The sequence below is a fragment of the Streptomyces sp. NPDC028635 genome (assembly GCF_040637635.1).
Lineage (GTDB): Bacteria > Actinomycetota > Actinomycetes > Streptomycetales > Streptomycetaceae > Streptomyces.
This window is the reverse complement of the sequence record NZ_JBEZWX010000027.1, coordinates 72,508-93,705: the sequence shown is the minus strand read 5'-3', so window position 1 is coordinate 93,705 and position 21,198 is coordinate 72,508. Positions and strand designations below refer to the sequence as shown.

General features: G+C 74.6%; 18 protein-coding genes. 5 read left to right on the top strand and 13 right to left on the bottom strand.

Going from position 1 to position 21,198, the window contains the following annotated elements; all coding sequences use genetic code 11:
• Positions 1-257 precede the first annotated feature (257 nt).
• The gene (locus tag AB0E88_RS25565) at positions 258-521 is read right to left on the bottom strand and encodes a peptidoglycan-binding protein (protein ID WP_361634690.1); all 264 of its coding nucleotides are present in this window, start codon (positions 519-521) and stop codon (positions 258-260) included.
• A 1,064-nt stretch (positions 522-1,585) separates the two neighbouring features.
• On the opposite strand from AB0E88_RS25565, the gene AB0E88_RS25560 reads away from it, so the two are divergent.
• Entirely contained in the window at positions 1,586-3,625 is a 2,040-nt protein-coding gene (locus tag AB0E88_RS25560) for an MDR family MFS transporter (protein ID WP_361634687.1), read from the top strand.
• A 102-nt stretch (positions 3,626-3,727) separates the two neighbouring features.
• Here AB0E88_RS25560 and AB0E88_RS25555 read toward each other — a convergent pair whose 3' ends face one another.
• Positions 3,728-4,219, bottom strand: coding sequence for a GNAT family N-acetyltransferase (locus AB0E88_RS25555; protein WP_361634684.1), 492 nt, complete (start codon positions 4,217-4,219; stop codon positions 3,728-3,730).
• Positions 4,220-4,384: 165 nt separating this feature from the next.
• Between AB0E88_RS25555 and AB0E88_RS25550 the strand changes: the two genes are divergently transcribed.
• A complete protein-coding gene (locus AB0E88_RS25550) occupies positions 4,385-5,062 on the top strand; it encodes a hypothetical protein (protein WP_361634681.1) in 678 nt (225 codons plus the stop codon).
• 5 nt (positions 5,063-5,067) lie between these two features.
• A complete protein-coding gene (locus AB0E88_RS25545; protein ID WP_361634678.1) occupies positions 5,068-5,727 on the top strand; it encodes a hypothetical protein in 660 nt (219 codons plus the stop codon).
• A 3-nt stretch (positions 5,728-5,730) separates the two neighbouring features.
• Here AB0E88_RS25545 and AB0E88_RS25540 read toward each other — a convergent pair whose 3' ends face one another.
• Positions 5,731-6,156, bottom strand: coding sequence for a DUF1992 domain-containing protein (locus tag AB0E88_RS25540; RefSeq protein ID WP_361634675.1), 426 nt, complete (start codon positions 6,154-6,156; stop codon positions 5,731-5,733).
• 99 nt (positions 6,157-6,255) lie between these two features.
• Here AB0E88_RS25540 and AB0E88_RS25535 point away from each other — a divergent pair, with 99 nt between their 5' ends.
• Entirely contained in the window at positions 6,256-6,648 is a 393-nt protein-coding gene (locus AB0E88_RS25535; protein ID WP_361634672.1) for a hypothetical protein, read from the top strand.
• Positions 6,649-6,674: 26 nt separating this feature from the next.
• Here the strand turns inward: AB0E88_RS25535 and AB0E88_RS25530 are convergent, their stop codons facing one another.
• The 3 genes from AB0E88_RS25530 to proP all read right to left on the bottom strand — a co-directional run bounded on the left by AB0E88_RS25530 (position 6,675) and on the right by proP (position 10,606).
• Complete coding sequence (locus tag AB0E88_RS25530; protein ID WP_361634669.1) at positions 6,675-7,343, bottom strand: O-methyltransferase; 669 nt, start codon at positions 7,341-7,343, stop codon at positions 6,675-6,677.
• A gap of 45 nt (positions 7,344-7,388) precedes the next feature.
• Positions 7,389-8,483, bottom strand: coding sequence for a DUF2330 domain-containing protein (locus AB0E88_RS25525; protein ID WP_361634666.1), 1,095 nt, complete (start codon positions 8,481-8,483; stop codon positions 7,389-7,391).
• Positions 8,484-9,229: 746 nt separating this feature from the next.
• Complete coding sequence (gene proP, locus AB0E88_RS25520; RefSeq protein ID WP_361634664.1) at positions 9,230-10,606, bottom strand: glycine betaine/L-proline transporter ProP; 1,377 nt, start codon at positions 10,604-10,606, stop codon at positions 9,230-9,232.
• Between the two features lie 308 nt (positions 10,607-10,914).
• On the opposite strand from proP, the gene AB0E88_RS25515 reads away from it, so the two are divergent.
• On the top strand, positions 10,915-13,053 hold the full coding sequence (locus AB0E88_RS25515) for a bifunctional glycosyltransferase 87/phosphatase PAP2 family protein (protein WP_361634661.1): 2,139 nt from the start codon (positions 10,915-10,917) through the stop codon (positions 13,051-13,053).
• Here AB0E88_RS25515 and AB0E88_RS25510 read toward each other — a convergent pair.
• The 7 genes from AB0E88_RS25510 to AB0E88_RS25480 all read right to left on the bottom strand — a co-directional run bounded on the left by AB0E88_RS25510 (position 12,986) and on the right by AB0E88_RS25480 (position 21,074).
• Positions 12,986-14,638 (bottom strand): hypothetical protein, encoded by a 1,653-nt coding sequence (locus tag AB0E88_RS25510; RefSeq protein WP_361634658.1) that lies wholly within the window; start codon positions 14,636-14,638, stop codon positions 12,986-12,988. The genes AB0E88_RS25515 and AB0E88_RS25510 overlap by 68 nt on opposite strands.
• Positions 14,639-14,801: 163 nt before the next feature.
• Positions 14,802-15,218: a transglycosylase SLT domain-containing protein gene (locus AB0E88_RS25505; RefSeq protein WP_361634655.1), complete on the bottom strand. Its 417-nt coding sequence runs from the start codon at positions 15,216-15,218 to the stop codon at positions 14,802-14,804.
• 362 nt (positions 15,219-15,580) lie between these two features.
• Positions 15,581-16,438: an ECF transporter S component gene (locus tag AB0E88_RS25500; protein ID WP_361634652.1), complete on the bottom strand. Its 858-nt coding sequence runs from the start codon at positions 16,436-16,438 to the stop codon at positions 15,581-15,583.
• Positions 16,435-18,141, bottom strand: a complete 1,707-nt coding sequence (locus AB0E88_RS25495; RefSeq protein WP_361634650.1) for an ATP-binding cassette domain-containing protein — start codon at positions 18,139-18,141, stop codon at positions 16,435-16,437. The genes AB0E88_RS25500 and AB0E88_RS25495 overlap by 4 nt, the downstream gene beginning before the upstream one ends.
• Entirely contained in the window at positions 18,138-19,244 is a 1,107-nt protein-coding gene (locus tag AB0E88_RS25490; RefSeq protein ID WP_361634647.1) for an energy-coupling factor transporter transmembrane component T, read from the bottom strand. Before AB0E88_RS25490 ends, AB0E88_RS25495 begins: the two co-directional genes overlap by 4 nt.
• Entirely contained in the window at positions 19,237-19,878 is a 642-nt protein-coding gene (locus AB0E88_RS25485; protein WP_361634644.1) for an SCO2322 family protein, read from the bottom strand. Before AB0E88_RS25485 ends, AB0E88_RS25490 begins: the two co-directional genes overlap by 8 nt.
• Positions 19,875-21,074: a prenyltransferase/squalene oxidase repeat-containing protein gene (locus AB0E88_RS25480; RefSeq protein ID WP_361634641.1), complete on the bottom strand. Its 1,200-nt coding sequence runs from the start codon at positions 21,072-21,074 to the stop codon at positions 19,875-19,877. Before AB0E88_RS25480 ends, AB0E88_RS25485 begins: the two co-directional genes overlap by 4 nt.
• Between the last annotated feature and the right edge of the window lie 124 nt (positions 21,075-21,198).

The following is a 21,198-nucleotide window of genomic DNA, read 5'->3' as shown; positions in this document are numbered from 1 at the left end:
GGGGTGTCCGCCCGCAGCGGCCGGCACCGAGACACTGAGCGCTCGTCGGGGACGGGCGGCCGGACCGAGGACGGACACCCCCCACCCCGGCCCCGACCCACAACGCACCGCAGGCGCGACACCAGCCCACCACGCACCGCGACGGGCCGCCGCAGGCACAAAAGGGGCGCGGGGAACTGCGCGACCAGCCACCACGCACCCGCAGACGACAACGCACCCGACCAGCCGGCCGCACGAAACCGCGCAGCCCCCTCACCTCACGGGCTCTCCGTCTCCGACTCCAGCATCGCCCGCGTCTGCGCCCCGTACACCCCCAGCCCGTCATCCGTGACGCCTCTCGCCCACTGGTAGTTGCGCAACGCGTCCTCGACCTGGGCGCTGAAATTGCCGTTGGCCTCGCCGTTGTACAGATACAGCTGGCGCAGGCGCAGCTGGAGTTCCGTGACCGCCGGCCCCCGGTCACCACGCCGCAGCACCTCGGCGTCGGCGTCCCGGTCGCCGTCGCCGGGGGCGGACGGCACCCCCGCCGAGGGTCCCGGGGACACCGTCGCCGTAGGAGTGGACACCGGTGTCGACGTCGGGCTCGGCCTGCCCGTGGACGCGGAAGGCGACGGCGTCGAGGACGGGCTCGCGCTCGTCCGGGACGCGCTCGGGGTGGGCGAGGACCCCGACGGAGAGGGTGACGGCGGAGGAGACGACGGCCCGGCCGTAGCCGTGACCGTGACCGTGTCCGGCACCGCCGCACGGACGCCCTCGGGCGCGGCACCGGCCCGGGTCGGCGTGTCGTACGACAGCAGCCCACTGGCCGCTCCGGCCACCGCGACCACGCCCACCACGGCCCCCGCCGCCGCCAGCAGCACGGCGGTACGCCGACGCCCGCCCGGCCCCGCAGCCCGGTGTTCCTCACGACGGGAGCCGCCGTCACCGGAGCGCCACGGTTCCGCCGTGTCGAACAGCCGCAGGTCCGTCACGCTGGGCGCCGAGTCCGACGGCGAGAGGGGCGCCGGCAGAACACTCGTAGGGTCATCCCCGACAACCGCCCGCAACGGAACGGTCTCCTCCGCGGCAGAACCACTCGCCGCGACAGAAACCCCCTCCGCGGCGGAACCCCCTTCCACGGCAGAGCCCCTCTCCGCGGCGGAACCCCCTTCCGCGGCAGAACCCCCCTCCACCCCCGCGCCCCCCGCGCCCGCCCCCGTCCCCGTGCCCGCCCCCGCCCCGTCCAGCTCCACATACGGCCGGATCCGCAGCGGATCGAAGTCCTCCGCCGCGGCCGCCGCGGCGCTGCGCGTGGCGCGCAGGGCGTCCGACGCCTGCCGCGTGCAGCCGCACGACGGGGTGCCGTCGGCCGCCCGGGGCTCCCCGCACCGCGGACACCGATGCGCCGGCGTCCCGGCCCCCGCCCCGCCACCCCCGTGTTCGTCCATGTGTTCGCCCCTCCCCATAGGAACTCCAGAGATTATGCGGTTCCTCCACACGGGCGAAGGCGGCTCCCCGCGGAATAGTGGGCTCCAACAGGACTCAACAGGCCATAACCGGTCACACCGAACAGGATGGATGTGTCACGAACGCTGGGGAGGTCTCCATGACCGTGGACGCGCACGCCAGGGCGGGAAGTGCGCAGCAGGAGCACGTGTCCGGCAACGTGCTCGTCTCGATCGGCGCCCTGCTGCTCGGCATGCTGCTCGCGGCCCTCGACCAGACCATCGTGTCGACCGCGCTGCCTACCATCGTCAGCGACCTCGGTGGTCTGGAGCACCTGTCGTGGGTGGTCACCGCCTACCTGCTCGCGTCCACCGCCGCGACCCCGCTGTGGGGCAAGCTCGGCGACCAGTACGGACGCAAGAAGCTGTTCCAGGCGGCGATCGTCATCTTCCTCATCGGCTCCGCGCTGTGCGGAATGGCCCAGAACATGCCGCAGCTGATCGCCTACCGCGCCGTGCAGGGCCTCGGCGGCGGCGGTCTGATCGTGCTGTCGATGGCGATCGTCGGCGACGTCGTCTCGCCCCGCGAACGCGGCCGCTACCAGGGCCTGTTCGGCGCGGTCTTCGGCGCGACGAGCGTGCTCGGCCCGCTGCTGGGCGGCCTGTTCACCGAACATCTCAGCTGGCGCTGGGTGTTCTACGTCAACCTCCCCGTCGGCGTCGTCGCCCTCGCCGTGATCGCGACCGCGCTGCACATCCCGCGCCGCCCCACCCGGCACGTCATCGACTACCTGGGCACCGCCCTCATCGCGTCCGTCGCCACCTGCCTGATCCTGGTCGCCTCCCTCGGCGGTACGACGTGGGGCTGGGGCTCGCCGCAGATCATCGGTCTGGCGGTGCTCGGCGTGGCGCTGGCCGGTGTGTTCGTCGCGGTCGAGCGCCGGGCCGCCGAACCCGTCCTGCCGCTGAAGCTGTTCCGCATCCGCACCTTCACCCTGTCGGCGGTGATCAGCTTCATCGTCGGCTTCGCGATGTTCGGGGCGATGACCTATCTGCCGACGTTCCTCCAGGTCGTGCAGGGCGTGACCCCGACCCTGTCCGGGGTGCACATGCTGCCGATGGTGTTCGGCATGCTGCTGTCGTCGACCGTTTCCGGGCAGATCGTCAGCCGTACCGGCCGCTGGAAGGTGTTCCCAATCGCCGGCACCGGCGTCACGACGCTCGGGCTGCTGCTCCTCCACCGGCTCGACGAGCACAGCTCGACGGCCGAGATGAGCGTGTACTTCTTCGTGTTCGGCCTGGGGCTCGGCCTGGTCATGCAGGTCCTCGTCCTGATCGTGCAGAACGCCGTCTCCTACGAGGACCTGGGCGTCGCCACCTCCGGCGCCACCTTCTTCCGCTCCATCGGCGCCTCCTTCGGCGTCGCCATCTTCGGCACGGTCTTCGCGAGCCGCCTCAGCGACAAACTCGCCGACGCCTTCCGGGGCGTACGGCTGCCGGGCGGGGCGTCCCCGGACGCGCTCAAGGCCGACCCGCGCGGCATCGGCGCCCTGCCGCCCGCGCTGCGGCCTGCGGCGCTGCACGCGTACGCGTCCTCCATCACGGACGTCTTCCTGTACGCCGCGCCGGTCGCCTTCCTGGGCTTCCTCCTGGCGTGGCTGCTGAAGGAGGACCGGCTGCGGGGCTCCGTCACGGCGCCGGACGTCACCGAGACGCTCGCCAGCAACCCCGTCGAGCGTTCCTCCTACGACGAGGTGTGCCGGGCGCTGTCCGCGCTGGGCACCCGGGAGGGGCGGCGCGAGGTGTACCGGAAGATCACCGAGCGGGCCGGGTACGACCTGCTGCCGGCCGCGAGCTGGCTGCTGCTGCGGATCAAGCGGTACGGGCGGGTGGAACCGGCCGTGCTGGCCGAGGGCGGCCCGGTGCCGCTGAAGGTGATCCTGGAGGCCGCCCGCCAGGTCGAGGAGCGGCAGCTCGCCCGCCGCGAGGGCATCGACCTGGTGCTCACGGAGCGGGGAAGCGAGGTCGCCGCACGGCTCGCGCAGGCACGCGAGGAGTCGCTGGCCCATCTGCTCGGCGACTGGTGGGGGCCGGACCGCCCCACGGATCTGACCCACCTGGTCAAGCTCCTCAACGAGGAACTCTGCGGCTCCACCCGCGAACAGCCCCGCACCCCGGGCCGGACGGCGGCCTCCGGCTGACACCCACGGCCCCAACACGGAGGTGTCCGGCGGCAGCGGCGGGAAGACCGGCCGGCCGACCCTGACCCGGCGCCTCGCGCACCGGGCTCGGCCCGGGCCCTCTCAGACGAGGCTCTTCCTGAACCAGTGCTCGGCGTACGGTTCGTCGTTGTGGCGTTCGGTCTCCCTGTAGCCGAGGCGGCTGTAGAGGGTGCGGGCCTCCACCAGGTCGCTGCGGGTGTCCAGGATCAGTTCGGTGGCGCCCAGCGCGCGGGCGGCGTCCTCGGCGGCGGCCACCAGCGCCGCGGCCCCGCCCCGGCCGCGCGTGGCGGGCAGCAGGAACACCCGCTTCAGCTCCGCCGTCGCCGCGTCCAGCAGCCGTACGCCCGCGCTTCCGGCCGGCTCACCGCCGTACCGTGCGATCAGCAGCTGCCCGCGCGGTGGCGCCAGATCGGAGCCGTCGGCCGCGGCGATCTCCCGTTCCAGCTCGTCCGGATCGGTGCGGCGCCCCTCGTGCAGCAGGTACCAGCGGTCGCTGACCTCCGTGTAGTACGCCCGCCACAGGGCGCGGGCGTCGGGGGAGTCGTACGGCTCGGGGGCGATGGTCCAGGTCATGGCCGTCATTGTGGGAAGGCGACCCGGGCCGGCCGCAACCCGATAAACGGACCCGCCCCGCACGCGGCCGTGCACGGACCGTTTGCCGGGCGGACCGCGGGCAACCCGATGAACGAAACCGGTCGGACGGGCCGGTCAGAATCGGAAGGCACCCGGAAGGCATTCATGTCCACAGGCGTGCTCATCGCTGTGATCGTCATCGTGGCGGCCGTCGTCCTCGTCGCGGCGGCCCTGACCCTGCGTGCCCGCGGTGCGGGCGGCGGACGGAGTCTGAAGCGGCGCTTCGGACCCGAGTACGACCGTGCCGTCGCCCGGCACGACGGGGATGTCAAGGCCGCCGAGCGGGACCTCGCCCGGCGCGTCGAGAAGCACGGAAGGCTGCGCGAGCAGCCGTTGGAGCCGGCCCGGCGCGAGGAGTACGAGGCCCGCTGGACGGCACTGCAGGAACACTTCGTCGACGCGCCGCACGAAGCGGTCGCCGAGGCGGACCGGCTGCTGGCCGAGGTGGCCGGCGCCCGCGGCTATCCCGACGGCGGCCAGTACGAGGAGCAGCTCGAAGCGCTCTCCGTGCACCACGCCCACCGCGTGCAGGGCTACCGTCACATGCACCGCGTCGCGCACGCGCCGCTGGCCGCGGACAACGACGGGTTCGGCACGGAGGAACTGCGCGAGGCACTCGTCGCGGCGCGCGAGCTGTTCACGGAACTCATCGCCCCGGCGCCCCACGACAGCGGGCGGCACCGCGCGGACCGCGCCGCGAAGGACGGACGCGAACAGGTCGCCGCGTCCCGGCCCACCCACCAGCCGTGGGGGCTGACCCGCGGCCACGCCAAGGGGAGTTGACCGCCATGACCGACGACAGCCGTCAAGGCATGCGCCACGCCCCGGTGACGGAGGAGCGCGCGCCGGTGGCACCCGCCGGGCACGCCGAGGGCCACACCGTGGCGCCCCCGGGACAGGGAGAGACCGTGCCCGGCCTGGGCGACAGGTCCATGACCGCCCCCGGCCCCGGCCCCGCTTCCGAACCGCCGACCCTGCCCCGCGACCCGGACGCACGCGGCGAGACAGCCACCGGCACCACTCACGGCGCCGGCCCGGCCGCGACGGCCGGCACCACCGCGACCGCGACGGCCGGCACCACCGCGACCGCCGCGAGCGGTACGCCGGCCGGAACCGGCGGCGCCACGGCCGCAGCGGCAGCGGCCGACGGCTCCAGCGGCCCCCTCATGCCGCACGAGGAGGTCGACGAGTTCCACGAGCGGCTCTCGCACACGCTGGCCGGGTTCGTCGACGGGCCGAGGGACGCGGTGGAGGAGGCCGATCGCCTGCTGCAGGAGATCACCGCGCACGTCACCGACGCCGTCTCCCGGCGCCGCCGCACCCTGCGGATGACCTGGCAGGGCGGCGAGGCCGGCGAGGACAAGCCCGCCACCGGCACGGACACCGAGCAACTCCGGCTGGCCCTGCGCGACTACCGCGAGCTGTCCCGGCGCCTGCTGCACCTGTGAAGCTCAGTTCACCGGACCGCCGCCCGCGGCCGTCCGCCGCTCACGCCACTGCCGTACGACGTCCTCGACGTCGTACGGCTTGCGGCCCAGCGGTGGGCCGGGCGGCGGTTTGAACATCATGTCGCGGATCTTGACGTTGACCTCGGTGATGATCCGCCGCACCAGGTGCTCCGACGGCGCCGCGTAGGCCGCCGCGAGCGCGTCGTCGGCCTCCTTGCGCAGCGCCAGCGCGGGCGGCAGCACGGACAGCCCCTCGCGGTGCAACTTGCGCTTGACCCACCACAGTTCGTCGTACGTCGACTCGATCTCGGGCGGCAGGGGCTCACCCGCGCCGGTCAGCCGGTCGAAGTCACCGCGGGCCTGCGCGTCGCGGATCTGCTTGTCGACCCAGGACTCGAACGGCACCCCGGGTGGCTTTCGCTCGGTCATGTACCCATTGTGCCGGACGCGGCCCGGCCGGCCGATCTATCATGCGGCGGCGGTGGACCAACCAGGCCACCGCATCGCGACGTCGCAAAGGGAGCGCACGTGCTCGAACTCACCATGGCCTCCGTCTCCGGGGGAGACGAGGGCGTCACGGCCGGGATGACCATGGCCGACGCGCCCAGCGAGCCGGGCGCCGTGCTGAGGGTCGGACGCGACGCCGCCACCTGCCGGCTCGTCACGCCCGAGGACTGGCTGTTCGTCTCCCGCGTGCACCTGGAGTTCCTCTGCGGCGCCGACGGCGGCTGGCAGCTGACCTGGCTGCGCGGCTCCCAGCCGGACCCGTCCTCCGAGGTGCGGATGATCGTCGGCGAGTACGCCCAGCCCCTCGTGTACGGCGGCACGGTCGCGCTTCCCCGGGGCGGCTCCGGCGAGATCGTCATCCAGGACCGCACCGGCCCGCGCAGCGTCAACGTCGGCTTCTACCACGACGTCTGAGCCCCGGCCCGCACACGCCCCCGGTCTCAGAGGACCCGGGCGAGGGCGAAACCGTCGTAGCCCTTGCTGCCGACGGTCTGGATCGCGGTGCCGCTGAGCCGGGGGTGGGAGCCGATCAGCTCGATGGCGGCGCGCGTGCCGCGGACGTCGGGGTCCTCGCTGCCGGCGTCGGCGACGCGGCCGCCGCGGACCACGTTGTCGACGACGATCAGGCTGCCCGCGCTGGTGAGGCGCAGCGCCCACTCCACGTAGTGGGCGTTGTTGGCCTTGTCGGCGTCGATGAAGACCAGGTCGAAGGGCGGCGGGTTCTCGTCGGCGAGCTGCGGCAGCGACTCCAGGGCCGCCCCGACGCGCACCTCGACGATTTTGTCCAGGCCCGCCCGGGCGATGTTGCGGGCGGCGATCTCGGCATGCTTGGGGCTGTACTCCAGCGAGATCAGCCGGCCGTCGGCGGGCAGCGCCCGGGCCAGCCAGATCGTGCTGTAGCCGGCCAGGGTGCCGATCTCCAGGACGTTGCGGGCGCCGTGGACCTGGGCGAGCAGCTGGAGGAACTTGCCCTGGGTCGGGGTGACGCTGATCCGCGGCAGCTGCGCGGCCTCGCTGTCGCGCAGCGCGGCCAGCAGCGCCTCGTCGTCCAGTGCGAGGTGGGTGGAGAAGTAGTCGTCGACGTCGTCCCAGAGCTGCGACCCGCTCATGCGTCTGCACCTTCCATGCGAATCCCGCGTCCCAGGCACAGCATTTCAGAGGTTGGGCACGGGTGCCCGGGAGGTGCGGCGGCGTGTGGCGCGTACGGTGCACACGGCGATGACGGCCGCCGACACCACCAGGACCCCGCCGGTGGCCGCGAGCCATGCGGGCAGGCCGGCGATCTCGCGCAGCCGGTAGTCGTAGACGACCTCGCGGTAGGCACGGTCGGTCGCGGCGCGCCGCAGCTCGTGGTCCCCGTCGATGCGGGACGGCACCGGAAACTCCTGGTCGAGCGCCGTGAGGTAGTCCGTGCCGCGGCTCAGTCCGGCCAGGGGGCCCCGGGCGTCCCTGACGCGTCCGGCGAAGGTGACCTTCGGACGGTCGCCGCCAATGGTGGTGCGCGGCTCCATGCGGTGCGCGGCGAGCAGGTACAGGCCGAGCGACTGGGGGTTGGCGGCCAGGCGGGACAGGCGCATCGGGTAGACGGGGGCGTCGGCGGCGAAGGTGAGGTGCAGCGGGTCGAGGGCGCCGTACAGGGCGGTGCGGCCGTCGCTCCGCGGGGCGAGCCGGATCGCCACGTACTCCCAGTGGCGGTCGACGTACGGCTGGAGGGCCTGCGCGAGGCGGGCAGGCAGGGCGAAGCCGTTGCGGTGCAGCCAGTCGCTCAGCGCGGCCGGGTCGTCGGCGGTGAGGCGGGCCACGTCGAACGGGCCGAGCCGCTGCCGGCCGACGACGCCGACGCCGGCGCCGGCCGCCGGCGGGGCCGCGGCGGAGGCGCCGTCCCCCGAGGCGAACGGCCAGTCGCCGGAGCGGGGCCAGAAGTAGTACCGGGTGCGGTGCTCGGGAGCGGTCTGCTCCTGCAACTGCTCGAAGAGACGGCGGTCCCCGAGGCGGACGGTGGCGCGGTGCGGGACGGGCATGATCCAGGCGGCGCGGTCGGCGGTGCCGGCGACGGTCAGACTCATCACGATCTGCTCCTGCCGGCCGTCCCACCGCACGACGGAGACCTCGCGGTCCACTCGGACCTGCGTGTGCCCGCCGGGGATCATCGCCCCGCACCCACAGGCGTACGCCGGCGCGGCGAGCCAGGCGAGCTGGATGCCGAGCAGCGTGAGAACGAGGGTGAGGATACGAGGTGTTGTGCGCACGCCACGTATGGACGACGACCCGGACCCCCCGGTTCCGACCGGGAGACACCCGACGTTGCGCGGCCGCGGCCGCGTTGTTGGCTGGTCGCGCAGTTCCCCGCGCCCCTAGGGGGTTGGCGGGGACCGTCGGCCGTTGACGGAGCGTCCGGCTGGAGGGGCGGTGCGTGGGGGCCGCGGGGGTTCGTTGGCCTGTGCGGGTGCGTCGTGGCTGGTCGCGCAGTTCCCCGCGCCCCTAGGTGACCACGGTCGCCGTCCGCGTTGGACGGACCGCCCGGCCCGCGCCCCGCACCGGACCCGGAAGGGGCGACGGGCCGCAGGCGCCGACGGCGGGGAGGGGACGGGGTGGGGGGTGTCCGCCCGCAGCGGCCGGCACCGAGACACTGAGCGCTCGTCGGGGACGGGCGGCCGGACCGAGGACGGACACCCCCCGCCCCGGCCCCGACCCAAGAACCGGCCGTAGGCGAGACGGCAACCGGCCACCGGACGGAAACGGGCCGCCGCAGGCATATAAGGGGCGCGGGGAACGGCGCGACCAGCCCCCACCGGCCCGCAGCCGACAACGCGACCAGCTACACCGCACCCCGCAGACGAACAACCGCGCCACGCCACGGCCCCGCCCCCGCCGGCACCACACGCCCGCCGGCGTCACGCGCCTGCCGACGCCACGCGCCCCCCGGCGTCACGCCCCCGACGAGACCACGTAGCCCGCCGGCGTCACGCCCCCGGCAAAGTCACGCCCGGCGGCGTCACGCCGCCCGGGACACCGCCGGGGCCGACCCCGGCAGCGGCCGTCCCGCCGACTCCGCCATGTACCAGACGGCCACGCCGCCCACGACAGCCGCCGCCATCATGTAGTACGCGGGCATCATCATGTTCCCGGTCGCCCCGATCAGCGCCGTGACCACCAGCGGCGTGGTCCCCCCGAACAGCGACACGGAGACGTTGAAGCCCACGGACAGCGACCCGTACCGCACCCGCGTCGGGAACAGCGCCGGCAGCGCCGACGGCATCGCGGCGGTGAAGCACACCAGCAGCAGCCCCAGCGCCCCCATGCCCAGCGCGACAGCGACCAGGCTGCCCTGCCGGATCAGCAGCAGCGCGGGCACGGACAGCAGCAGAAAGCCCGCGCACCCCGCCGCGATCACCGGACGCCGGCCGACCCGGTCGGTCAGCGCGCCCGCGAACGGCTGGACGATCATCATCACGGCCATCACACCGAGCACCACGAGCAGCCCGTGCGTCTCGTCGTACTTGAGCTCACTGGTCAGATACGACGGCATGTACGACAGCAGCATGTAGTCCGTGACGTTGAAGACGAGCACCAGGCCCATGCACAGCAGCAGCGCCTTCCACTGCCCGGTGATCATCTCCCGCAGCGGCACCTTCGGCCGCGCCGACTCCGCCTTCTCGACCTCCGCCGCGAACGCCGGGGTCTCCTCGAGCTTCATCCGCAGGTACAGGCCGATGATCCCCATCGGGCCCGCGATCAGGAACGGGATCCGCCAGCCCCACGAGGTCAGGTCGTCGGTGGACAGCAGCGCCGTCATCAGCGTGACCAGCCCCGCACCGCCGATGTAGCCGGCCAGCGTGCCGAACTCCAGCCAGCTGCCGAGGAACCCGCGCCGCTTGTCGGGGGCGTACTCGGCGATGAAGGTGGACGCGCCCGCGTACTCACCGCCGGTGGAGAAGCCCTGTACCAGCCGCGCGGCGAGCAGCAGCAGCGGCGCGCCGACGCCGATCGACGCGTACGACGGGATCAGTCCGATCGCGAACGTGCCCGCCGCCATCATGATCATCGTGACCGCGAGCACCTTCTGGCGGCCGACGCGGTCACCGAGCGGCCCGAAGACCATGCCGCCGAGCGGCCGGACCAGGAAGGCCGCGGCGAAGGCGCCGAAGGTCGACAGCAGCTGGGCGGTGGGGTTGCCCGAGGGGAAGAAGACCTTGCCGAGGGTGACGGCGATGTAGCTGTAGACACCGAAGTCGAACCACTCCATGGCGTTGCCCAGCGCCGCCGCCTTGACCGCGCGCTTGACGAGCGCCGGGTCGGTGACGGTGACGTCCGGGGTCTTCTTCAGGGTGACGGGCGTGACGGGATGAGCGACGGTCGCGGCCGAAGACAAAACTTCGCTCGCCTGCCTTTCGACGGGGACAGGGACAGGGTCCACGCGGCGGCGGTGACGGCGGACCGAAAACCGACCATAGGCGCCGTTGGTCCCGTTACGGGGCGTACGCACCTCGTTGCATGATGCAGCTAAACGTCGGTTGTGCAGGGGCATCTGCCCGATCGCGCCGCGGTCATCCGCCACTCCGGTGTGATCCTTCTCGCGCCGTGCGCAGATCATCACCAGCCAGGCGGTCTATCGTCTACCGGAACAAAACCGTCACTCATGGGTCAAGCGGGACGAGCGGGGTGGAGGGCCGGCCAGGCGTGGGGAATGCCGAGCACAGCGGGCGACCCGCGGCAGCCGTCGGTGCGACGGCCGGCCGCGCGGCCCGGGCGCGCGTGCGCGCCCTCAGGCTGGGTCTGTGGCTGGTCGCGGCCGTCCTCGCCGCCCGCGAGGTCGCCGCCGTCCTCACCGGCCCGCGCGGAAAGCGGCTGACCGATCTGGAGACCTGGGCCGGCCCGCACGGCGTGCTGCACGTCAACGGCTCCCTGTACGACTCCACCCGCTTCACCGGTACTCCTTTCGGGGGGCTCGTCCTCAAGCCGCTCACCGGGGCCGCCGAGCAGGCCCTCGGCTGGGGCTGGACCCTCTCCACCCTGCTGCTGGTCGCCGCTCTCGGCGTCGTCGCCGCCCGCGCCGTGCCCCACCCGGCCGCCGCCCGTGCCCTGCCCCACCCGGCCGCCGCCCGTGCCGTGCCCCACGGACCGGCCGCCACCCGCACCCTGCCCCACCCGGTCGGCGTCCGGACCTCGCTGCCGGCCGCGCCGGTCGCGATCAGCCTGCTCATGCTGTCGCTGCCGGTGCGCAACGCCCTGTGGCTCGGCCAGACCGGCATCCTGCCGGTGCTGCTGGTCCTGCTCGGCTGCTTCGTCGCCCGCGGCCGGTGGACGAGCGGCGTCCTGATCGGCGTGGCCGCCGCGCTGCAGCCGACGCTGCTGCTGTTCGCTCCGCTGCTGTGGTGCACCGGCCGCCGCGGGGCCGCCCGGTCGGCGGGCGTCGCCTTCGCCGTGTGCACGGGGCTGGCCTGGGCCGCGATGCCGCGCGACTCCGCCACCTACTGGGTGCACCACCTGGCCGGCGCGGGCCTCGGGGGGCGCGCCGACGCGCTCGGCAACCAGTCCCTGCACGGCGCGCTGCTCCGCCTCGGCCTCACCGGGCCGGCGGAGATCGCCCTCTTCCTCGCCCTGGGCACGGTCGTCGCCGTCCTCGGCGTACGCCGCGCGGTGCGCTACGCCCGCGACGGCCAGCTCCTCCTCGCGGTCGCCGTCACCGGCTGCGCCGCCATCGCCGTATCGCCCACCGCCTGGCAGCACCAGCTGCTGTGGGTGCTGCTCACCGCCGCCGGACGGGTCGGCCGGCGGGCCGCCGACCGGTATGTGTGGCCGGTCGCGGTCGTGCTGGTGATGACCCTGCCGGCCCGGACGCTGCTGCCGGACAAACCGCTGTTCCAGCCGCTGCTGGAGAACCTCGTCCTGCTCGCCGCCCTCGCCGCGGCCACCGCCGTGCCCTTCCTGCTCCGCTCCTCGGTGTACTTCGACAGCCCGGTGCCCACCCGGTACGCCGCGTCCGCGCCCGCCCGCTTCCGGCGGCTCCCCCGGCTGCCCGCCGTGCGCCGTGTCCTCAGCCGTCCGAGCCTGCTGTTCGAGCTGTTGCTGATCCGCCTGACCTACTGGGGGTACGCCCAGGTCCGGCTCGCCGCGACCGGCGGCACCACCAGCGGCGGGCGGGCCCGGGCCGAGCGGCACGGCCACCAGATCCACGGCCTCGAGGCGGTGCTGCACATCGACATCGAGCACTGGGTCAACCACACGGTCGTCGCGGCCGGCCGGCCCGCGGAGTTCTTCAGCTTCTACTACGAGTCGTTCCACTTCGGCGTCCCGCTGGCGATCCTCGGCGTCCTGTACCTGCGCCGGCCGCCGGAGTACCGCTGGGCCCGCTCCGCGCTCGGTTTCGCCACCCTGCTCGCGCTCGCCGGCTTCTGGCTCTACCCGCTCGCGCCGCCGCGCCTGATGCCGGGTCTCGGCATCGTCGACACCGTCAACGGCCCGCAGGACTTCGCCAGGCCGGACTACGGCACGCTCACCGAGCTGACCAACCAGTACGCGGCCATGCCCTCGCTGCACTTCGGCTGGGCGCTGTGGTGCGGTCTGGTGGTGCTGGTCCTCGCGCCGCGCGGGTGGATGAAGGCGCTCGGTCTGCTGCACCCGCTGCTCACCCTGTGCGCGATCGTCGCGACCGGCAACCACTGGGTGCTGGACGCGGTCGGCGGCGCGGCCGTGGTCGGTGCCGGCTTCGGCCTGATCCGCCTGATCCAGGGCCCGCGCGCCACTGGCGTCACGAGCCGGGCCGTGCGGGTCGGCAGCCGGCCGACGGAGCCGGAGCGGGACCGTACTCCGAGCTGATCTGGTACCGGCCCGGTCCGGACACGGTCAGCCGGGTGAACTCGCCGTCCCGGCTCAGGCAGCCCCCGTCGGAGCGCAGCCACGGCGACCAGACCACCCGCACGGTCACCGCTCCCGGCCGGGACACCCGCAGCACCAGGTCGGCGCCGGTGGCCCGCACCACGCTGCCGGGCGCGGAGACCAGCGGGACGGCGTCGCGCACCCGGAAGACCCGCCAGTGCGCGTCCCGCCACACCGGCTCCAGCCAGGCCGGCCGGCGGTCGCGCACGAGGTCCGCCTCCTGCCGGGCGTATCCGTCGGGCGGGGCCGGCGGCAGTACGACGTAGCCGACCGCCCAGCGGTCCAGCCAGGCCCGGTAGGCGGACGCGGAGAAGGTGCCGTCGTAGAAGAGGCGGGCCCGGACCATGTCCAGCTGCCGGTTCCAGCCGCGGGCCAGATTGAGGTGCCGGGCCAGTTCGACGGCCTCGCGGTGGTCGCGGGCCGGGACCGCCTCGACGCGGGCGCGCTCGGCGCCGAGGTCGCGCAGTGCGCGCACCACGGGCCCGGTGTCGGCCGCCCACGCGGGCACGGTCGTGGACACCCGCAGATCGTCGGCGGTCTTCTTGGCGACCCAGCCGACGGAGAACACCAGGGCCACGATCAGGGCACCGCGGCCGAGCCGGCGCGCCCGCGGTGCGGTGAGCAGCGCCGCGAGGAGAGCGGCGGGCGCGAACAGCTCCGCGAACCGCTCGATGTTCGTGCCGATCGGCGAGGGGATCAGATACACCAGCACGGTCCCGGCCGCGTACACCGCGCCGCTGATCCGGGCCACGCGCCAGGGCCGGGGTGCGAACGCGGCCAGGATCAGGCCCAGCGCGAGGGGCGGCCAGATCCGCGCGAGGGGCATCGGCTGCTGTCCCGTGAACGGGAACAGCGCGGCGGTCGCCGCGACGACCACGGCGGGCGGCACCAGCAGCGCCGCCGCCCGCCGCCAGTCCCGTACGCGGGCATGCCCGGCGCCGACCACCGCCAGCAGCAGCCCGGCCACCGGTGAGGCCGTCGTCGCGAGCAGCGCGTATCCGGCGGCCGGGACCCACCGCCGCTCCCCGGTCAGCAGGACACAGGCCGCGAGCCCGAAGGCGACCCCGAGCGCGAACGTGGAGCGCCCGGAGGCGACGTCGCACCACAGCGCGAGGGACGCCAGGAGGGCGGGCCCGAGCGGATGCCGGGTGCCGGTCCGGGCGATCAGCACGCCCGCCAGCCAGGAGGCCGCGAGGCCGGACAGCACGGTGACCGTGCGCACGCCGAGCGCGGCCATCAGATACGGCGAGATCAGGCTGTAGCCGGCGGGGTGCATCCCGCCGTACCAGGACAGGTCGTACGCCGATCCGCCGTACCGTGCCGCGAACTGCGCCCAGGCGTCCTGCGCGGCCAGATCACCGCCGCCCGTCGCGAGGAACACCCACCACACGGCGTACAGCGGCAGCACCGGCAGGGTGGCGAGCAGCGGCACGCGGTGCGGGCCGCCGAACGGGCGCGGCGCGCGGCCCGCCGACGGCGGGGCGGGTGCCGCGCGGCCGGGGTGGGTGGTGTCGGCGTGGGCCACACTTCCCACGATGCGCCAGGACGGGGCGGCGTTCACAGGGACGGGGCGTCTTCACTCCTGCGGGTCAGCGCGCGCGGACACGGCGAAGGCGGCGGCCCAGGGGATCGGGGGCCGCCGCCTTCGCGTCTGCCGGGGTACGGAAAGCGGGTCCGTACCGGCGCCATCAGTACCAGTTGTGGGCCTGCCAGAAGTTCCAGGCACCACACGGGCTGCCGTAGCGCTCGTTCATGTAGTTCATGCCCCACTTGATCTGGGTCGCGGGGTTGGTCTTCCAGTCGGAGCCGGCCGAGGCCATCTTGGAGCCGGGCAGGGCCTGCACCAGGCCGTAGGCGCCGCTGGAGGAGTTGGTGGCGTTCGGGTTCCAGCCGCTCTCGCGCTCGACGATGTTCGAGAAGCACTGGTACTGCGCCGAGCTGCCGATCATCTTCTGCGCGACCGCCTGGGCCGAGGAGGCCTGCGTCGTCGCGGCCTGGGCGGGCGCGGCGGCGATCAGGGAACCGCAGGCGGCAGCCGCCAGGGCGGCACCGGCGAGGGCCTTCTTGGGGGTGGAGACGCGACGGAAGAGGGAAACGGCGGTCACGGGAAGCCTTTCGTCGGGGACACTGGCGTCGCCGGCACACCGTGAGCACGTGATGCGTGGGGCCGCCTGGGTGCGGCCGTGGCATGCGGAGGCGCCGCGGCCCTGGGGGCACGTCGGCGCCGTGCGACGTCATCCAGAGAAGCAGCCCCGGCAGGCGTCCGCAATGACCCCTTTTACTAGTTGTGGTCGCATCGAGAAGAACGCCCCGGTGTGTGACCTGGCTCTCAAAGCCCAGGTCAGGCCCCATAAGGACGCGCGCATGACAGGCGGATGGATCTACGGCCCGGCCTCGTAGGTGACCTGGGTCATGTGGGGTGCTTCACCGGCGGGCCCCCCGCCCGTTCACGGTCGGCGACGGCCCCTCACTCCCCGGCCGGACCGAACGTGACCGGCGTCTCGAACGCCGCCCGCCGGGTGGCCCGGCGCAGCGCCCTGAGGATCGCCGGGCCGAGGGTCAGCGTGAGGACGAGCGTGACGAGCGCCCGGCCCAGGTCCCAGCCCAGCGAGGTGGCGAGGCAGTACGCGACGAAGCGGGCCAGGTTGGCGCCGGGACCGGCGTGCGGGTCGAAGGCGATGTTCGAGGCGTTGCCGCCCATGAAGGGCCAGCCCGCGAGGTTCATGACCGTGCCGTAGGCGAAGGCCGCCAGGAAGCCGTACCCGGCGAGCACGACGAGCTCGGCGCGACCGCGCAGCCGGTCGGGGCCGGGCAGCAGGCCCGCGCCCATCGTGAACCAGCCCATCGACAGCATCTGGAACGGCAGCCACGGACCGACCCCGCCCGTCAGCAGCGCGGAGGCGAACATCGTCACCGCGCCCAGCACGAAACCGAACCCGGGACCGAGGACCCGGCCGCTGAGCACCATCAGGAAGAACATCGGCTCGATGCCGGCCGTGCCCGCGCCCACGGGCCGCAGCGCCGCGCCGGTCGCCGCCAGCACCCCGAGCATCGCGACCGCCTTCGGGCCGAGTCCGGACTCCGAGATCGTCGCCGCGGCCACCGCGACCAGCAGCACCAGCAGCCCCGCGAACAGCCACGGGGCGTCCTGGGCGTGCGCGAGCACCTGGGAACCGGGCGGGGCGAGGAACGGCCACAGCAGCGCGGCCACCCCGACCGCGCCGACCAGCACGAGAGCGGCGACGGAACGGGGGCCGAGGCGGACGGCGTGCGTCCGGGCGGGACGTATACGCGTGCGGCGGGCGGCGCCGGGGGAGCGGCTCATGCGAGGGCCTTCCGCACCTGCGCCACCGTCAGCCACTGCTGCGGCGCGAGGATCTTCGTGACCTGCGGGGCGAAGGACGGCGAGGACACCACGACGTCCGCCGTGGGCCCGTCGGCGATCACCTCGCCCTCGGCGAGCAGGACCACCCGGTGGGCCAGCTCCGCGGCCAGCTCCACGTCGTGCGTGGCCAGCACCACCGCGTGCCCGGCGGCCGTCAGCTCGCGCAGGATCGTCACCAGGCGGGACTTCGCGGCGTAGTCCAGGCCGCGGGTCGGCTCGTCCAGCAGCACCAGGGGCGGCCGCGCGGTGAGCACGACGGCCAGGGCGAGCGCGAGCCGCTGGCCCTCGGACAGGTCCCGGGGATGCGTGCCGTCCGTCACGCCCGGCAGCAGCGCACGGACCAGGGCCCGGCAGGCGCCAGGCTCGGCGCCGGCGTCCTCGTCGGCGGCCGCGCACTCGGCGGCGACCGTGTCCGCGTACAGCAGGTCGCGCGGTTCCTGCGGGACCAGGCCGACCCGGCGCACCAGCTCGCGCGGCGGCGCGCCGTAGGGGGCCGCGCCGCCGGTCAGCACGGTGCCGGAGGTGGGCCGGACCAGCCCGACGAGGGCGCCGAGCAGCGTCGACTTCCCGGCGCCGTTGCGTCCCATCAGGGCGATCGTCTCGCCGGGGGAGACGGTCAGGTCGACGCGGCGCAGCGCCTGCACATGACCCCGGCGCACGGCGAGCGCCCGCACCTCGGCGGCGTACGCCTGCGGCGCGGCGGAGCCGGAGGGCCGCCGGCCCAGCAGCCGGGCGAGCCGGGACGGCGCCGGCCGCCGTGAGGCCGGCGGCGGAAAGGCCGGTGCGGCCGGGTTCGCGGGGGCTTCCGTCGCCGGGGCGGTGTCCCGTTCGGTCAGCCGGTCCCGCAGGCCGCCAGCCCGGCGCCGGGCGTCGCGGACCGTCAGCGGCAGCGGGGACCAGCCCGCGAGCCGGCCCAGGTCCACGACGGGCGGGAACACCGGTGACTCGGCCATGACGTCGGCGGGGGTGCCGACGACGGGTGCCTCGCCGGGGCCCGGCAGCAGGGCGACGCGGTCGGCGTACTGGACGACGCGTTCGAGGCGGTGTTCCGCCATGAGGACCGTCGTCCCGAGGTCGTGGACCAGGCGCTGGACGACGGCGAGGACCTCCTCGGCGGCGGCCGGGTCGAGTGCGGAGGTCGGCTCGTCGAGGACGAGGACCCGGGGGTGCGGGGTGAGGACCGAGCCGATCGCGACGCGCTGGCGCTGGCCCCCGGAGAGCGTGGCGATCGGGCGGTCGCGCAGATCGGCGAGGCCGAGCAGGTCCAGCGTCTCCTCCACGCGGCGCCGCATGACCTGCGGGGTCAGACCGAGGGACTCCATGCCGTAGGCGAGTTCCTCCTCGACGGTGTCGGTGACGAAGTGGGCGAGCGGATCCTGGCCCACCGTGCCGACGACGTCGGCCAGTTCGCGCGGTTTGTGGGTGCGGGTGTCGCGGCCGGCGACCGTGACGCGGCCGCGCAGGGTGCCGCCCGTGAAGTGCGGGACGAGCCCGCTGACCGCGCCCAGGAGCGTCGACTTGCCGACGCCGGAGGGGCCGACGAGCAGCACGAGCTCCCCTTCGGGCACCTCGAGGTCGACGCCCCGGACGGTGGGTCCGCCCGCACCGTCGTAGGTCACGGAGACGTTCTCGAAGCGGATCACGACGATTCCTCCGGCTCCTTCTTCGGCGCAGGGGACGGTTCCCTCGGCGCGGGTGCCGTGAACGCCGGCAGCAGGCCCAGCAGTACGGCCGCCGCCGGCCACAGCGGCAGCGCGGGCGCGGTGAGCGGGACCACCCCGGGGTTCAGGTCGGGGGAGCCGGCGAGGACCAGGGCCGCCGCCACGGCGACACCGCTCGCGGCGACCGACAGGGCGCGGGCGTCCCACGGGTCGGGGCGGTAGCGGGTGCGCGGGGTGCGGCGGCCGCCGAGCCACAGGCCGGCCAGCGCGGCGGCGAGCCCGACCAGCAGCACCGGCAGCCCGTAGCGGTCACCGTCGGCGGTGAGCAGCCCGTAGGTGCCGGCGCACACCCCGAGCAGCCCGCCGAGGGTGAGCGCGGCCGTCGTACGGCGCACCGGCGCGGGAACGTCGGCGCTGCGGCCGTAGCCGCGGGCGTCCATCGCGGCGGCCAGCGCCACCGACCGCTCCAGCGCGCCCTCCAGCACCGGCAGCGCCACCTGGAGCAGCCCGCGCAGCCCGCGGTCCGGGCGGCCCCGCAGCCGGCGGGCGGCCCGCAGGCGCTGCGCGTCGGCGATCAGATGCGGGGCGAAGGTCAGCGCGACGACGACGGCGACACCCGTCTCGTACAGCGCGCCCGGCAGCGACTTCAGCAGCCGCTGCGGGTTGGCGAGCGCGTTGGCGGCGCCGACGCAGACCAGCAGCGCGGCCAGCCGCAGCCCGTCGTACAGGGCGAACAGCACGCCCTCGGCGGTGACCCGGCCACCGAGCCGGATGCCCTGCGCCCAGTGCGGCAGCGGCACTTCGGGCAGGGTGAGGACGACATGCGTCCCGGGGATCGGGGAGCCGAGGACGACCGCGAAGCAGAGGCGTACGACGAGGACGGCCAGGGCCAGCTTCAGGAACGCGGCGTAGGAGCGGGCCCAGGGCGCGCGCGGGCGGCACGTCGTCACGACGTACGCGGAGACCGCGACGAGCAGCGCGAGCAGCAGGGGATTGGTGGTGCGGGTGGCGGCGGTGCCGAGGCCGAGGGCCCACAGCCACCAGGCGCCGGGGTGCACGGTGGCGGGGCCACCGTGCCTAGGCACGCCGCCGCCGCGCCTGCCACACCGCCGCCGCGCCCAGGGCGACGACGGCCGCGCCGCCCGCGATCAGGCCCACCGACGGGCCGCCGCCGTCGTTGCGCGTGGCCGGGGCCGCCGACGGGGCGCCGGTGGCCTTGTCCGAGACCTGCTCCCCGCAACCGCGCCGCGGATACCCGGCGATCGCGCACAGCAGGGCGTTGGTGTCGTAGCGCAGCGGCTTCGCGACCGTGGCCAGGGCCTCGGCGGTCGTCGCGTCCTCGGGCACCCGGGCGCAGGCCGTGCGGGCAGCACCCGGCGGCTTCTCGCCGGCGGGGGCGTCGGCGGGCGTGCCGAAGTCGATGACCAGCGCCACCCGCTTCGTGCCGTCCTGCCGCGGGGTGTGCGCGCAGATCGCGCCGAAGTCGGCCGCGCCGCGCGGCTGGTCGGCGTCGCCGGAGTCCTCGCTCACCGCGAACCGGAAACCCTGCACGGCACCGTCGGACGGCCGGGCCGTCGACGGCCCCTGCGTGGCGTACGTCCAGGCGGAGCCGTCGCGGTCCCAGAACGACCAGTACCGGTAGCCGGCGGCCCGCGCCTGGCCCGCCGCCACCAGCGGCAGCAGCAGGGCCAGGCACAGCAGGGCGACGCGGCGGATCACTTGGTGCGGCCCTTGCGGCCGCTGATGAGGAAGCCGGCGCCGATGCCGGCGACCAGGCAGACGCCGACGAACCACCACACGCCGAAGGGCGAGCCGTCGTCCTTCTTCTCGTCCTTCTTGTCGTTCTGCTGCTCGGCGGTCTGCGGGGCGGGACCCGTCGCGTTCAGCCCGGCGACGAGGTCCTGGCCGCCGAAGTGGCGCGGGTCGGCGCCCGCGGCGTGCGCGGCGAAGATCAGCTGCGCGTAGGCGGCGGGCCCGCTCTGCTTCGCCCAGGCGGCGCTGTTCTTCTCCAGCCACGCCAGCGGCTTCGCGGCCTGCGCGGCACCGCCCTGCGCGGCGAGCGCGACGACGGCGTCGGCGGTGTTGCCGTAGTCGGGCTGCGGGGTGGCGCCGGGCATGGCGGAGGTCAGGTGAGCGTCCTTCGCCATCGTCCTCGCCAGGTAGGCGGCCCCGTTGGCGGCGGCCTGCGCAGGGGTGCGGCCGTCCTTGCAGACCGCTTCGGACGCCGCGCCCGCGCCGGTCACCAGACCCTTGCCCAGCAGGCCGACGACACCGGCGGCGGTCGCGTCCGCGTTGGCGGCGAGCTTGCCGGACTTGTCGGGCTGGAAGGCGAAGGCGCCGCCCTCGGCGCAGGGCAGGGAGAGCTTCAGCAGGGCGTCCGCGGGCGACTTGCCGTCCTTGGTGACGCTCTGCGGCTTCTCCCCGGCCGCGGCGAGCGCGCCGACGACGACGGAGGTGGAGTTGGTGTCGCTGGCCCCGCCCGCGACATAGCCCCAGCCGCCGTCCTTGTTCTGCACGGACTTCAGCCACGCCAGCGCCTTGGTGACGGCCGTGTCGTGACCGCCGAGCGCGGTGAGGGCCTGCACGGCGGCCGCGGTCTGGTTGGTGTCGACCATCGTCCTCTCGTCGCACGGCTTGGCCGGCTCGGCGCGGAACGGGGCGAACGCGCCGCTCGCGCACTGCTGTCCGGTCAGCCAGTCCACGGCCTTGGCGGCGGGCTTCACCCCGGTGGTGTGCTGCGCCAGCAGCGCGAGCGACTGCCGCCACACACCGTCGTACGTCGGGTCGCCGCTGCCGAACAGCCCGGAGGGCAGCGCCTGCGACGGGGACGGGGCGGGCGACGCGGCCATGGCGGGCGCGGCGCCGCCGAGCACGGCTACGGCGGCCACGGCCGCTGCGCTGCGACGAATGTTCATGATCGGCGGGTGCCTCTCCCTGTGCCGGGAGCCGGGCGGCACGGGAGGACCCCGGGCGGCTCGGCCCCGTGGACCTCGACGGTGCGTGAGCCGTTCACGTCCGCACAGGGCGGTCCGGCTCGCC